Below are 15,963 nucleotides of genomic sequence, written 5' to 3'. Positions count from 1 at the left end.
TTGGTGTCTTACGAGCTGGTGTTGTTACATTCACTGGTTGTGATGGTTTCTTGTTCGGTTCTGTTACTGTTCCTGTACCTGGGACAGCTTTCTTAGGAAGTTTGTCATTTGGTACTTTACCTGAACCGTCTTTACCGATTTCAACAGTAATTGTGTTTTCATCTTCACCTGGGATTTCTACCTTAGTACCTGGTGGATATGTTCCTCCTCCTGGTTTCTTAGGCGTTACAATCGCATCTCCATTTGGTTGTGGAGTAATTTCAATCTCAACTGGAGTTTGAGTTGTTGGTGTTTTAGGATCTGTTCCATTTTTGATTTCTTCCTCATCTGGAATTCCATCATTATCATCATCTGAATCTTCTTTATCTGGGATTCCGTCTCCATCTGTATCGCGTAAAATTGGAACTGGAACTTTCACAGTAACTGTCTCGCCACCTTTTGTAACTTTAACCGGAATTTCGACTGTGCGTTCTTCTTCTTTTGGTTTCCAATCATTTACCTCTGGTTTTCCTTTAAGTTTACCTTCATCATCTACTGTTAAACCATTTACTGGGCCATCTACTGTAATGCTTGAACCTGGTTTGTTAGGTGTCACAACTGTAACTGGTGTAATTTGTGCTTTTTCCGGAACTGGTGCTGGATTTGTAACTGTAGCTTCTAAAGGTCCATTTGCTGTTCCTCTAGCTACAGGACTCTCAAGAGTAAGTACACCATCAATGTTCTTAGAAACTTTTGCAGTTACTTCTGTTTTATCTTCAACTTCAGTATCAGAAATTGTTACAACTCCTTCAGGTGATACTGATACTTTATCATCAGACTTACCATTTACAGTCCATTTGCTTCCAGATTTCGTAACTGTTACAGTTTCTGGACTTGTTTGACCTGTCGGTGTATAAGTAAGAGTAATTTTATCAATATCTTGTTGATTAGTACTATCAGGTTGTTTTGGTGGGGTAATTGTTACACTACCATTCTCTTTACCTTCTACGATAGGTGCTGTTGGTGTTACTGCTAGAATTACTTTACGCTTGATTTCTGCTGGTGCAAATACATCTCTAGTCGTGCTAGTAGCATCTGTCATATTATTAGCTTTAGTACCTGGGAAGATTGCTGTTGCAGTTCGAGTATATTTACCTGAATTGTCAAGTGTTGTTCCTCGATCTTTATTAACGCCGTTTCTGTCTTTCCAGGTCCAAGTCATACCACTTGGTAAATAATTGTTACCACGATCTGCTTTATCTTCACTATCGACTACTTTCAGATAGTTATGCGCATCAATATTTTTAGAACTATTATCTTTATTTAATGTTGAAGCAACTGGTACTTTTGCGATACCGTTTTTATCAACATTTTTAGTTTCAATATCAACTACGCGGTACTTGAATTTGAAATCACGGCTATCTGAAGGATTACTTCCTTCTACATGAATAGTTGATTCATGTACTCCTAAAGTTTCAGTATCCAATACAGTTCCTGAAGATAAGCGAGTTTTATATTTCTTATCTTCTGAACTTCCATCTTTACCTGTTTGAGCTGTAAATGTAGATGGAGTTGCTCCTGGATCTGGAGTCACTCCTTTTGGAAGTCCTCCCTTAACTTCTACTTTAGAAATCACACCAGAGTTATCCGATACTTTTAGCTCTGGGTTAAATGTAGCTCCACGATAAACTGTAAAGATTGGTTCATTAGCAGTTTCTGATAACTCTTTTCCATTTAGACTTGCTTTTGGTTTTTCATTATCCACTACATTGAAAACAACATCTCTCTCAGCTTTTTCTGGTGCAAATACTTGGACACTACCACGCTGACTTGGATTTTTAGGGAACACCGCAATCGCTTTATGAGTTTGCTTTCCTACTTTAGATAAAGTTACATTCGTATCTGATCCGTTAGCATTGTCCCAACGGAATTTCATTCCTCCTGGGAAGTGGACATCTGCTTGCGATTCTACAACTGGTTTACCTGACTTGTCTTGCTTACCAGCTGTATTTAGGTATTCATTTGGATCACCTGACTTGCTGTTTAATTCGACTGTCTTAGGTGTGTTTTCCACGACAACATCGACAACTTTATACTTCATCAGATAAGTAGCATTATTTACACCATCAGAAATTTTGAACTTAGCTACGTGATCTCCTAGTGTTTGTGTATCCGCTACTGTTCCTGTAGATAAAGGAGTTGCATATGGAGCTTTTTCAGTTTTTCCAGTTTGAGCTGTGTAAGATTGCGGTTGAGATCCTTTTGGTAAGCCCTCAACACTCATCGACGTAATGTTACCTGAATCATCCCATGCTTTAACAGTCGGATTAAATGTAGCTCCACGATAGACATAAAACTGTGCAGATTGTGGTTCATTCTCTGTTAAACGAATTCCGCCAACCTCAACGATTGGTTTTTGGTTATCACGTGGTGTTACATTGAAAGTAAATTTTACAGGGTCAGCTTTATTACCTGCATCATCATGAGCTCCGAAAGTAATCTCATGTGGTCCACCAACGTCTTCTTTCTTAGTTGTAATAGTAATTTCAATTACTTTTTCAGTTTTAGTAATTTTTACATTTTTATTTGTTGCTTGACGAGAAAGAAGTCTATCACCATATTTTTTAAGGAAATCATCAGGATCGATAGTAACACTTTTATCATCTTTTGCTGTTATTGTGAAGGTTACTTCTCCACCTTCTACTACTGTTTGGCTTTTTCGTGAAATTTCTAATGTAGGTTTTTGGGTATCTCGTTCAGGGGTTGGTTTTACAGGAGTACTACGTTCAGAAGTTACTGTTCCACCATTATTCACAACTGTTTCAGCTGTAATAGGCTTTTCTGGTAGAGTTCCTTTAACTGTAACTTTCGCAGTGCCTCCAGTAGTTTTTCCAGTTCCGATAACTGTATTACCTTCGTAAAGATTCACTGTCGAACCATCTGGCACTCCGTTTCCGACATTTACAGTAACCTCTTGCCCAGTCTTCCCTGCTTTTTCATTTACAGAGCTTTGATCAATAGTAGGTTGATTTGGAATAACCTTTAATGTAGCAGTAGCAGTATTTGAAGAATTGTCGCTGTAGGTAGCTTTTACTTGACGCTGGAATACTCCTGCTGTACCAGTACTTGGTTGTCCATTTGGCCAACTCCAAGACGTGTTGTTAGGAAAACTTGTACTTCCATCCTTACGCGCTACAAAACCAATTTCTACTGGTTTATTTAAATTTCCAAGAGGTTCATCGACTTTCTTTGTAACCTCTTTACCGATAATAGGGTATTTTGTACTTTGTTTAACAGTCGGTTCTACATTTTCATTAGGTTCTTTCCCTGACACGAAAGTATAGGATTGGTGCGTTGTCAGACCAAAACTGCTTGCAACACCTATAGTAAATGCTTGTCTAACTTCTTCATCCGTTACATCTGGTCTTAATTTTGCTTTTAGATGCATATGAACAGCAGCTGTTTTATCGTTAGTTTTCAATCCTAACCCATAACTCTTGTCTTTGTGATTCCCTTCTAATTTTACAGCCTTTTCCAAATCAGGCTCATATCGATTCGCCTTAAAGATATCCCTCATATCTTTCCAATGATCTCCTGATGCACGGACACCTGCACTGTTAAAATAGGTAAATCCATTCTGACTTCGCTCATTATCATTTGCAAAGTGGTAATTCAGTTTCCTTTCAAGATAAAATTTCTCTGGATTTTGTGAGAGTGTCCCACCTTCATTTTGATTATTTCTACGATAGATTTCAAAGTATAAATCTCTAATAGCGTCTGTTTTATAATATCCGTTAGGTTGCAAATCTAAGATTTTAGGTTGCAACAATAGTCTATATGCCTGTTGATAACTATGTTCAGCTATGTTTTGACCGTTATTATTAAAGAACACATCGTAAACTACATATTTTTGCCCATCAATCGTCTCAATTCGACCGGTCATATCCACTTTTTGCTCTACGAATTGTCTGTCGTTATTCCTCTTATTCCCATCTCTATCACTTCCATAGAAACGTTGATAAGATAATAGATTGTCTTGATTGGTCCATCTTGAAGATACCGTTGCAGCTCTTCCACCTGTTCCTTGACCCATGCTCTTGCCATTACGCGGATCATGAGAACCTGAACTCAAACGCGTTGTAGCGTTTTTAACAGAGTTAAACATTCTCTTCACAAGTTTGTTCATATCTTCAACTTCATTCAGAGAAACTGTTGTATTTTCAAGAACACCTTGGGCTAAGCCCAATAGTTCATTGGCTTTTTCAAGAACTTCTTTGCTAGTCTCCTGCTCAGGCAATTCCAGAACTGCTGCCTTCAATTGATCTACAGATACTTTCAAAGCATCTTTTTTAGCTGATACAGTTTGGCTCTCTTCGCTTGCGCTTACTTCAGGAGAAGATTGGTTGGCTAGGTTATCAGCTTGCTTCTCAGTTTTATCTACTTGTTTATCTACTTGTTTATCTACTTGTTTATCTACTTGAACCTCAGTTGCTTCCTTAGCAGCTGATACGACTGTCACATCTTTAGACAAGAGTACCGCAAGCTCATCAATATCCTTTTGAGCTAGCTCAGAACTTTCTAAGGCTTCTTTCCCTTTTTGAAGTCTATCTTTGACAGATGATACTACTGACTCGTCAAGGTTTAATTTAGTTGAAAGAAGAGCATTTAATTCTTCAACTACTTTTCTTAACTTGGCTTTATCAACTGTAGGCGCGCTATTTTCAGGAACTGCAGGCACTTGATTTTCTGGTGATTTATGTCCTTCATCTACTTTGTTTGCAGTAGATTCTGTAACATCCTCAGGCAAATCAACCTTACTTTCAGGTGTTACTACACCAGCAGTAGAGTGTGAAGTCTTGTCGACTAGACTATCCGCACTCGCAACGCGGGCACCTAAAAACATCAGCGCTGCAACAGCAACTGAAGCGGCACCGAAACTATACTTACGAATAGAAAAGCGCAAAACTTTTTCACGTTGCTGGCGCCTGATTCTATTGAGTGAATTTGATTTATTTTCCATTGTTCCTCCTTATGTTAAAATACAAAATCAAATTAAAAGCAATATTCCCTCTGGGAATAAAACAATAAAAACCACTATGATGGACATTTCACATCACAGTTTTGACAGCTAGATTATACCACTTTCAATATATTTAATCCATTAAAATGGTATAAACACAAGCAATCCAAAGAAAGCGCAATCAGCAAATATATAATAATTAAAAACAACTCTGAATAACGATAAATATCCCATCCTTAATTTTAAAATATTCTTCAGATATGCCCTATAAATATAACTTTATATTATTACAAAATCAAAAAAATAAATTTCTTCCTTAAAAAACAAATATATAATAGTTTTAATTAAAAATCCTATCATTGGTTCCGTGTACCTATAATTTTAAAGTATATACTTATACAACAATATTTCTTGAATAGTCTATCAACAAAAGGGGAACCTTGATTTCAAATGAGTATCGCAGATTGAAGCTAGAATAGTATAACATGACTTCTAATTCATTTTTAAAAATTAATCTAAATCCCCTAATCGATTTGTACATATTTTATTTCAACCCATGATCTCTAGGTACGAATATTGATATCTACTTTTTTCTAGAATACGACAACAGCCTTGTACCTCTTGAAATGAGGAACAAGGCCGTTTCTTTATCTTTTACATTCATTGTCCACTTAACAATGAACAATTCATATTTTGACTACATTTTTATTTTAGTCTTCTTTTTTCTTTCCAATAAGAAATCTGAGACCGCCTAGCATACCAAGAAGTCCTAGAGATGCAAGAGTAGCATTTGATTCTGTTCCTGTATTTGGTAATACAGTTTGAGAATCATTTGACTTAGCTCCGTTATCAACAGTAGTCTTAGTATCTACCTGATCTGTACTCGGAGTAACTGCATCTGGAATTGGAGTTGGTGATGCAGGTGTGTCTTGACCAGAACCACCATTCGTATCAGGTGTCACTGGTGCAACTGGAATAGGAGCTGGAGTTGTTAGCTCAGGTGTATCATGACCAGAATTTTCATTAATATCAGGTGTTACTGGCGCAACTGGAATTGTATTTGGATTTGTACTTCCACTTACTTTTCTGAAAATGTGAGTCATTACTGGTTCATTTTCATCAATCACAGTTCGTACAAATTCATATCCAAGAATTGATCCATGTTCAGCATCCTTTTCACTACCTGACTTAACAGATGGTTTCAATACATTTTCATCTTCATCAATCCAGTGAACCTCAATCATGAGCTCTGGCAATTCAATTGAATCTGGTAATACACCATTTTCAAAAATTGTTACATTAGGCGGAGTTGCTGGATTTGGAGTTGTACTTCCACTTACTTTTCTGAACATGTGAGTAATTACTGGTTCGTTTTCAGAAATCACAGTTCGTACAAATTCATATCCAAAAATTGATCCATGTTCAGCATCCTTTTCACTACCTGTCTTAACAGTTGGTTTCAATGCATTTCCAGCTTCATCAATCCAGTGAACCTCAATAGTTAATTCTGGTAAAGTAATTGACCCAGGCAGTTCACCGTTTTCAACTATTACCTTAGTTTGAGTTGTTACATTAGGAACTTCCACAGAAGGTTTACCTGGATCAGTAGTCTTACCTATACCTGGTTTTTCTACATCAGGTAGACCACTGTTTGGTACTTTACCTTTACCAACTTCACCTGGGATTTCGACCTTAGTTCCTAGTGGATATGTTGAGCCACCTGGTTTCTTCGGTGTTACTGTAACTTCACCTGTCTTAGGATCTTGTTCTATCTCTACTTTTGGTTCTTTCGCTTTACCATAAGTTCGAACTGTTGTTGGAGTTACCTTACCTGTTTTTGGATCAACTTCATAGGTAGTGGTATCAATCACATCACGACCTTCAGGATCTTTAGATTGTTCAACCTTAGTTTTCGCACCAACTTTAACGACTGTCTTACCTGATGGGGTGACGACTGGGTTACCAACGTGTGCTGTGATATGACCGTCCTTTGGATCTACATCATAAGTGGTTGTAGTAACTGTTTTACCTTTTTCACCCTCAATACGCTCATCTGATGTACCGAAGTCTTTTTCAACATCTTTAACGTATTCCACTTCTGGTTCAATCGGCGTTTCTACTACTTTGTCTTTAGCTGGAACTTTGACAATTGTTGCTGTTGGATTTACTACTACTGGTTCTCCTACTCTTTCTGTAATTGTTCCATCTGCTGGATTTACTTCGTAAGTAGTTGTTGTTGTACGTGAACCTGCTTGGCCTGCTTCTTCTACATTGTCTTGTCCTTTGTCGCGTGTATCATCTTTTACGTATTTCTTAGGTGATGGGATTTCTGTTGTTTCTACTTTATCCTTAGCTGCGACTTTGACAATAGTATTAGTTGGTTCTTTCGTACGAGCTGGTTGACCAACTACAGGCGTTATCTTACCAGTCTTCGAATCTACTGTGTACGTTGTGGTGATTGTTTCCTCTCCTGGAGTTCCTTCTCGTCTAACTGATTCTGAATCTTTATCACGACTATCGTCTTTTTCATAGACAACAGGGGATGGTACAGGTCTTGTCTCTGTCGTTGGTTCTTTGCTTGTTCCATATGTTCGAACTGTTGTCGGAGTTACCTTACCTGTTTTCGGATCAACTTCATAGGTAGTGGTATCAATCACATCACGACCCTGGTCATCCTTATTACGTTCAACCTTAGTTTTAGCTCCTACTTTAACGATTGTCTTACCTGCTGGAGTGACGACTGGATTACCAACGTGCTCTGTGATATGACCGTCCTTTGGATCTACATCGTAAGCAGTTATAGTAACTGTTTTACCTTTTTCACCCTCAGTACGCTGATCTGGTGTACCGAAGTCTTTTTCAACATCTTTAACGTATTCCACTTCTGGTTCAATCGAGATTTCTACGACTTTGTCTTTGGCCGAGACCTTGACCACTGTAGTAGTTGAAAGTTTGATAACAGGTTGACCTTCATGTGGAATGAGGCTGCCGTCTGTAGGATTAACTGCATATGTTGTGGTTACTGTTCTGGTACCTGGAGTACCAGCTACTGTTACATTAGCTTCACCTTTGGCTCTTGTGGCATCTTTTTCATAACGAACACTTGGCTCAAGTTGGGTAACAACAACTGTAGATTTGGCACCACTTTGTTTGAAGATTTCCTTTTTCTCTGTTGGAGTAAGGGTAGCTGTACTTGCATTGACCGCGTAACTTGTAGTCTTCTTAACCACGTCGTCGCCTTCTTTTAGATATTCAACCTCATCTTTGGCTGGGACCCTAACCACTGTAGGTTTTGATGGAACTACCACTGCCGGTTCTTCATGCGGAACAAGACTGCCATCTGTAGGATTAACTGTGTAGGTGGTAGTTACTGTACTTGTTCCTGGGGTACCAGCTGTTGTTACATTAGCTTCACCTTTAGCTCTCGTGGCATCTTTCTCATAACGGACACTTGGCTCAAGTGGTGTAACGATAACTTTAGATTTAGCACCGTTTCTCTTGAAGATTTCTGTTGTCTCTGTTGGAGTTAGGGAGCCCGTACTTGCATTGACCGCGTAAGTTATGGTCTTCTTAACAACATCATCGCCTTCTTTGAGGTATTCAACCTCGTCTTTAGCTGGCACCTTGACCACTGTCGGAGTCGAAGGGATGGTAACAGGTTGGCCTTCATATGGAATGAGACTGCCATCTGCAGGGTTAACAGTATAAGTAGTAGTGACTGTGCTTGTTCCTGGTGTACCAACTGTTGTTACATTATCTTCACCTTTGGCTTTTGTGGCGTCTTTTTCATAACGAACACTTGGCTCTAGTTTGGTAACGGCAACTGTAGATTTAGCACCATTTTGTTTGAAGATTTCCTTTTTCTCTGTTGGAGTAAGAGCACCGGTACTTGAATTGACCGCGTAACTTGTAGTCTTCTTAACCACGTTGTCGCCTTCTTTGAGGTATTCGACCTCATCTTTAGCTGAAACTTTGACCACTGTAGGAGTTGACGGTTTGATAACTGGTTGGCCTTCATGTGGAATGAGACTGCCATCTGTCGGATTAACTGTGTAGGTGGTAGTTACTGTTCTTGTTCCTGGTGTACCATCTGTTGTTACATTAGTTTCACCTTTGGCTCTTGTGACATCTTTTTCATAACGAACACTTGGCTCAAGTTGGGTAACAACAACTGTAGATTTGGCACCACTTTGTTTGAAGATTTCCTTTTTCTCTGTTGGAGTAAGGGTAGCTGTACTTGCATTGACCGCGTAACTTGTAGTCTTCTTAACCACGTCGTCGCCTTCTTTTAGATATTCAACCTCATCTTTGGCTGGGACCCTAACCACTGTAGGTTTTGATGGGACTACTACTGCTAGCTCTTCATGTGGAATGAGACTGCCATCTGTAGGATTCACAGTATAAGTAGTAGTGACTGTGCTTGTACCTGGAGTACCAGCTACTGTTACATTTTCTCCACCTCTAGCTCTTGTAGCATCTTTATCATAACGAACACTTGGCTCAAGTGGGGTAACAACAACTGTAGATTTGGCACCATTTTGTTTGAAGATTTCCTTTTTCTCTGTTGGAGTAAGGGTACCTGTACTTGCATTGACCGCGTAACTCGTAGTCTTCTTAACCACGTCGTCGCCTTCTTTGAGGTATTCAACCTCATCTTGGGCTGGGACTTTGACTACTGTCGAAATTGACGATTTGATAACTGGTTTGCCTTCATGTGGAATGAGGCTGCCATCTGTCGGATTAACTGTATAGGTGGTAGTTACTGTACTTGTCCCTGGAGTACCAGCTGTTGTTACATTAGCTTCACCTTTGGCTCTTGTGGCGTCTTTTTCATAACGAACAATTGGCTCAAGTGGTGTAACCACAACTGTTGATTTGGCACCATCTTGCTTGAACACTTCCTTTTTCTCTATTGAAGTAAGGGTACCTGTACTCGCATTGACTTGGTAACTTGTAGTCTTCTTAACAACGTCATCGCCTTCTTTGAGGTATTCAACCTCATCTTTGGCTGGAACTTTGACCACCGTAGGAGTTGACGATTTGATAACTGGTTTTCCTTCATGTGGAATAAGGCTACCATCTGTAGGATTAACCGTGTAGGTGGTAGTTACTGTTCTTGTACCTGAAGTACCAGCTGTTGTTACATTAGCTTCACCTTTGGGTCTTGTAGCGTCTTTTTCATAACGAACACTTGGCTTAAGTGGTGTAACCACAACTTTAGATTTGGCACCTTTTAGATTGGCAACGTCTTTCCTTACTGTTGGAGTAAGAGCACCTGTACTGGCATTGACCGCATAAGTGGTTGTCTTCTTAACAACATTATCGCCTTCTTTGAGGTATTCAATCTCATCTTTGGCTGGAACTTTGACCACCGTAGGAGTTGACTGTTTGATGACGGGTTTTCCTTCATGTGGAATAAGGCTACCATCTGTAGGATTAACCGTGTAGGTGGTAGTTACTGTTCTTGTACCTGAAGTACCAGCTACTGTGATTTTTGCTTCACCTTTGGCTCTTGTGGCATCTTTTTCATAACGAACATTTGGCTTAAGTGGTGTAACCACAATTTTAGATTTGGCACCTTTTGGATTGGCAACATCTTTCCTTACTGTTGGAGTAAGAGCTCCTGTACTTGCATTGACCGCGTAAGTGGTTGTCTTCTTAACAACATCATCACCGTCTTTGAGGTACTCAACCTCATCTTTGGCTGGAACTTTGACCACCGTAGGAGTTGACTGTTTGATGACGGGTTTGCCCTCATGCGGAATGAGGCTACCATCTGCAGGGTTAACAGTATAAGTTGTAGTGACTGTTCTAGTGCCTGAAGTACCAGCTGTTGTTACATTTTTTCCGCCCTTAGCTCTCGTAGCGTCTTTTTCATAACGAACACTTGGCTGTAATGGCGTAACAACAACCTTAGCCTTGGCACCATTTTGTTTGAAGATTTCCTTTTTCTCTGTTGGAGTAAGAGCTCCTGTACTTGCATTGACCATGTAAGTGGTTATCTTCTTAACCACATCATCGCCTTCTTTGAGGTATGTAACCTCATCCTTAGCTGGGACTTTGACCACTGTCGGTTTTGATGGGACTACTACTGCCGGTTCTTCATGCGAAACAAGGCTACCATCTGTCGGATTGACTGTGTAGGTTGTAGTTACTGTTCTAGTGCCTGGAGTACCAGCTTCTGTTACATTTGCCCCACCTTTGGCTCTCGTAGCGTCTTTTTCATAACGAACACTTGGCTCGATTGACGTAACCACAACTGTTGATTTGGCACCATCTTTCTTGAACACTTCATCAAGTGTATTTTTAGTAATCTGCCCTGTATCGGGATCTTTGATACTAACAGTTGTTGACTTAATGATGTCATCTCCACGTTTACTATATACAACAGTTTCTCCAACTTTTTCTACAGATTTAGCTGTTGTCATTTTTTTATCTTGATAACCTGTCCCATCTAAGGAAATTCGTTTCCCAGACATGAACTCTGATCGTCTATTAATCATATCGGCTTCAAAATAAGAACGTGAACTATGACCTCCTTTTGTATCCCCAACATTTATGACAACATCACTATCATTACTGACACTTTTTCCTATAGTAGAATCATTATTAACTATATAATGTGTCATTTTTCCAGACTTAGCTATGTTTTTACTGTCTAATCCTTTTTGCCAAAATTCAGATGATGAGAAATAACTTGTCCTCACTTTTGGGGCATTAAAGGTTGTTCCTTTTTTTAATACATTATTATAAAAGTTTCTATAAGCCCGCTGTTCTTTAGAAGACATGACTCTGCTGTCAGAATATGCCAACTGATAGGCTTCAACCATTGCCCGTTGTACTAAATATCCTCCTAAAGAGTGTCCTGTCAAATATAGATTGGTAATGCTCTTATCTTTAGCCAGTTCACGCATGATATTTTCTGCATCAATCCCTTGTTGAGGATTGCTTCCTAATCCAAGTGTTATATCAGTTCCTATATCTTTGGCATCACTTGTTCCACGAAAGGCTAATACTTGTGCAGTTCCGTTTGGTAAATATGAGAAATCACTCTTAGTTTCATACAAGACAGCATCTAGTCCACTGGAGGTATGGTAACTTTTTTTCCTTTCCCAATAAGGCCCCAATTCCTTATTCATCATCATATACTCATAACGTGGTCTACTGTCATCATTCTTTTTATATAACTCTGACTCTGTTAAGGGTTTCTTATGATTCAGCACTCTATCAATATAATTATCATCACGGTAGGACAATTCCATGAACATAATCATATCGCGCTCACTGACATTCCATTTTAATTTTTCATCTGGCTTTTCTTTACTGTCAATAATACCATCACCATCAGTATCTTCTAATAAGGGATGACTATTATAGCCTACATACTTTTTCCCGCCTTTTTCATAAATATAAAGTTCTTCTTTATCCTTCAAGAAATCATCATCTGTATAAGCTTCTGGACTTAACTCAGGGCCGTTTAATAACAAACTGTCAAGCTTATTACCTTCTGAACCGATTACTCCTGCTTTGATTTTTTTAGCATCTTCCTTAGTCAATTCATATTTTTTTATCTCGGAAGGATTCGATGCCGCTCTCACCGCTGGAAGACTTGATCTGTCTTCACCCGCCACGGAAGCCCTTGTGGTCAAGCTATTATTTTCTTTATCCCCAGATGTCTCAAGTTCTGTAGTTCTTGTAGATATTATTGGAGTATCTTTTGGAGCTGGACTGGAGATAGCACCTTGATTCTCTGGTGAATTTTGATTCTCTTCTTTTTTCTCCACAGTAGGGGTCGCATTCTCCTTTTCAGAATTAGCCCCTATCTCTGTTGCCACATTATTTTCCGTAGAAGCAAGTACTCCCTGGGATGGTGCAAACAAGGCAATTCCTATTAATACAGAAGCCACTCCAACAGAAAACTTTCGAATCGAAAAGCGTTGGCGTTTATTAAAAATGTCTTTCATTTTATTAACTTTCTTTCTAACTATTTTTTACAAAATAGAGGGTTCTAATATTTTCCCTTGACAGAATACTAGATCGTTTCTTGACTAAAATGTTAGAGCTTTTCCTCTACTTGATTATAAGCTACTACATTGATTTCTAATCATATAAAAAATAGATCGCTTAATATTACTAAAATATCAGTAAAATATAAAAAAATGTAAATATTTCACTTCTAACACTGCCATTATACCATAAAAAATCATAACACTCATGTGTTTTAAAAAAGTTTGTCAAAAAGTCTTCAAAATCATAAAAAACGCATAATATCAGGCATTACAGTCCTTGATACCATGCGTTTGATTGTGGGAAAATGTGCTTCATTTTCTCCTAGAATTGAGTTTTCGCTCATTCTCGTCAAATTTAGATTTTTTCTTCTTCGATATCAATCACAATCTCTTCTGATTCATCAAGAGTTTCAGCCTTTTCTTGCCATTGCCCCTTGAGATTATTGAATCGATCTTTTGATGCTTCTGTCGCTTGACGAGCACATGATTTGGCTTGAGCAAGTACACTGTCCACAGTGATTTCACCTGACTCAACCTGTTCTTTGGTTTTTAGAACAAAATCTGTAGCTTGTTCCTTAACTTCTGTCAGTTTTTCACAGACCTGCTCTTTGGCATACTCAGGATCTTCTCTCAAATCATCTAGAAAATCTTGAGCCTGACTGCAGACTTGTTTGCCCTTGTCGCTTGTTAAAAACAAGGCAAGAGCTGCACCTGAAACGGTTCCTAAAAGGATTGAGGATAGTTTACCCATAAGGATTCTCCTTTTTTATTTTTTGAAAAATTTACTTGCAAGACGAAGAGCTGATAAACTTGCACCAGTCTTAATGGTTTTTGAACCAGCTGATGAAGCTTTCTTGCTCAAGACACGCGCATGGTCATTGAGGTCTGAAACAGATAGAGATAAATCTGCAACAGCACTAAAGAGTGGATCAATTGTTGCCATCTTGACATTGATATCATCTGCCAAGACATTGACCTTAGCTAGCAATTCATTGGTGTGATGCAAGGTCACATCCACATCTGAAGTCAAGGTTTTAATCGTTTTCTCTGTTTCATCGATCACACGTCCAAGCTTTTGTACAGTAATAATTAGATACACTAAAAATACAATCAAAGCAAGGGCGACAAGAATATATGCAACTTCTAACATTTAGTTTTCCTCCTCTGTAACATAGTAAGGGGCCTTCTTTCGATTTTGATATAGAATGATAAAAATACCAAGACCGATAAGGACAACTGATAGCCATTGAGATACTCGAAGACCAAAGAACATGAGGCTATCTGTCCGCATACCTTCGATGACCATACGACCAAAACCATACCAAATCAAGTAAAAGGCCGTGATATGACCTCGTCTGAGACTTTTCCATTTTCGTCTGAATATCAAAATCAAGGCAAATCCAAGTAGATTCCATAAAGACTCATAAAGGAAGGTCGGTTGACGGTAGCTCCCCTCAATATACATCTGGTCACGGATAAAGGCAGGTAGATAATCCAGATTATCCACTGCTGCACCATAGGCTTCTTGGTTAAAGAAATTGCCCCAGCGTCCCAGACTTTGGGCAATCATGACACTTGGTGCCGCAATGTCTAGAAAATCCCAAGTATTGATAAGTTTACGATCAGCAAAGATATAAAGTACAAGGGCACCAGTTATCAAACCACCGTAAATGGCCAAACCACCATTCCAAATGGCAAAAATCTCTCCCAAATTCTGACTATAATAATCAAAACGGAAAATGACATAGTAGAGACGAGCTCCTAAAATAGCCAAGGGAAAGGCTACTAAGATAAAATCTAAAATATCGTCTGGTATGATCTTCTTTCTAGGCGCTTCTTTCATGGTCAAATAAACCGCAAGAATCAAGCCCGTTACAATACACAAGGCATACCAACGAATAGCTAGAGGACCTAGATGAATAGCAATTGGATCAAGCATCGTGCACCTCGTTCTGAGCAATAAGATTTGTCAAGCGTTCTTCGAATAAACGCGTCGCATCAAAGCCCATTTCCTTGGCACGATAGTTCATGGCAGCTGCCTCTATTACTACAGAGATATTACGACCTGTTTTCACTGGGATGCGGATACGAGGAATGGCTACGCCAGAAATTTCTATTTCCTCCGCATTGTTTCCAAGACGATCAAAAGTCTTATGTGTATCGTAATTTTCCAAGTAGACAGCCAGCTGAACTTGTGAAGAATCTTTTACAGCACTCGCACCGTAGAGGCTCATGACATCGATAATCCCAACCCCACGAATTTCAATCAAGTGTTTCAAGATTTCAGCAGGTTCTCCCCAAAGAGTTAATTCATCCTTAGAATAAATATCTACCCGATCATCTGCTACCAAGCGGTGCCCACGTTTGACCAGCTCCAAGCCTGTCTCACTCTTACCGATACCACTATCGCCTTGAATCAAGACACCCATCCCATAGATATCCATCAAGACACCGTGAACACTGGTGCGTTCCGCCAAACGAGAATCCAGATAACTAGATAATTCTCCAGACAAACGACTGGTAGCTGTACGGCTAGTTAAAATGGCAATCTTACATTCTCTGGCTGCCTTTAGCATCTCCTCTGGCACCACCAAACCACGGGCAACAATGACCGCAGGTGTCTCAGGTAGAAACATTTTTTTCAAAACTTCATAACGGCTGTTAGAAGGCATGCTAATCAGATAAGACCACTCCTTCATCCCCAAGAGCTGGATCCGCTCTGGCGTGTAGTAGTCAAAATAACCTGTCATTTCAAGACCAGGTCGCGTAATGTCCGCTGTATTGATTTCCTTTTCAAGCAATTCTGGTTCGCTATAGACAATGTCTAGTCTAAGCTTTTCAATCACTTCTTTTACTAAAACCGACATCATTTCCTCCTTCAATCAAGTTCTTTTTACTATTATATCAAATTGTAGGAGGATATTTGAGATTTTTGCAGGCTTTGGAGTATTTATT

At 39.1% G+C, this 15,963-nt stretch carries 6 protein-coding genes; all 6 read right to left on the bottom strand.

What is annotated here, in order from left to right:
* Positions 1–4,999 (bottom strand): YSIRK-type signal peptide-containing protein (locus tag FJR73_RS07275; RefSeq protein ID WP_140834160.1); only part of this gene is annotated, 4,999 nt, incomplete at its 3' end.
* Positions 5,000–5,709: 710 nt separating this feature from the next.
* Positions 5,710–12,963, bottom strand: coding sequence for a G5 domain-containing protein (locus FJR73_RS07270; RefSeq protein ID WP_140834159.1), 7,254 nt, complete (start codon positions 12,961–12,963; stop codon positions 5,710–5,712).
* Between the two features lie 400 nt (positions 12,964–13,363).
* A complete protein-coding gene (locus FJR73_RS07260; RefSeq protein WP_140834155.1) occupies positions 13,364–13,759 on the bottom strand; it encodes a YtxH domain-containing protein in 396 nt (131 codons plus the stop codon).
* Positions 13,760–13,774: 15 nt separating this feature from the next.
* Complete coding sequence (locus FJR73_RS07255; protein WP_020900901.1) at positions 13,775–14,158, bottom strand: DUF948 domain-containing protein; 384 nt, start codon at positions 14,156–14,158, stop codon at positions 13,775–13,777.
* Complete coding sequence (gene lgt, locus FJR73_RS07250) at positions 14,159–14,947, bottom strand: prolipoprotein diacylglyceryl transferase (RefSeq protein WP_033679925.1); 789 nt, start codon at positions 14,945–14,947, stop codon at positions 14,159–14,161. It lies immediately after the preceding gene.
* The gene (gene hprK / locus FJR73_RS07245) at positions 14,940–15,875 is read right to left on the bottom strand and encodes an HPr(Ser) kinase/phosphatase (protein ID WP_181146621.1); all 936 of its coding nucleotides are present in this window, start codon (positions 15,873–15,875) and stop codon (positions 14,940–14,942) included. Before hprK ends, lgt begins: the two co-directional genes overlap by 8 nt.
* Positions 15,876–15,963 lie beyond the last annotated feature (88 nt).

Source organism: Streptococcus sp. D2, from assembly GCF_006385825.1.
Lineage (GTDB): Bacteria > Bacillota > Bacilli > Lactobacillales > Streptococcaceae > Streptococcus > Streptococcus shenyangsis.
This window is presented reverse-complemented; position numbering and strand designations above follow the sequence as displayed.

What these genes read in the sequence shown, in the direction of transcription:
- FJR73_RS07270 (WP_140834159.1), bottom strand. Translation starts at nt 12,963, where the DNA reads ATGAAAGACATTTTTAATAAACGCCAACGCTTTTCGATTCGAAAGTTT.
- FJR73_RS07260 (WP_140834155.1), bottom strand. Translation starts at nt 13,759, where the DNA reads ATGGGTAAACTATCCTCAATCCTTTTAGGAACCGTTTCAGGTGCAGCT.
- FJR73_RS07255 (WP_020900901.1), bottom strand. Translation starts at nt 14,158, where the DNA reads ATGTTAGAAGTTGCATATATTCTTGTCGCCCTTGCTTTGATTGTATTT.
- lgt (WP_033679925.1), bottom strand. Translation starts at nt 14,947, where the DNA reads ATGCTTGATCCAATTGCTATTCATCTAGGTCCTCTAGCTATTCGTTGG.
- hprK (WP_181146621.1), bottom strand. Translation starts at nt 15,875, where the DNA reads ATGTCGGTTTTAGTAAAAGAAGTGATTGAAAAGCTTAGACTAGACATT.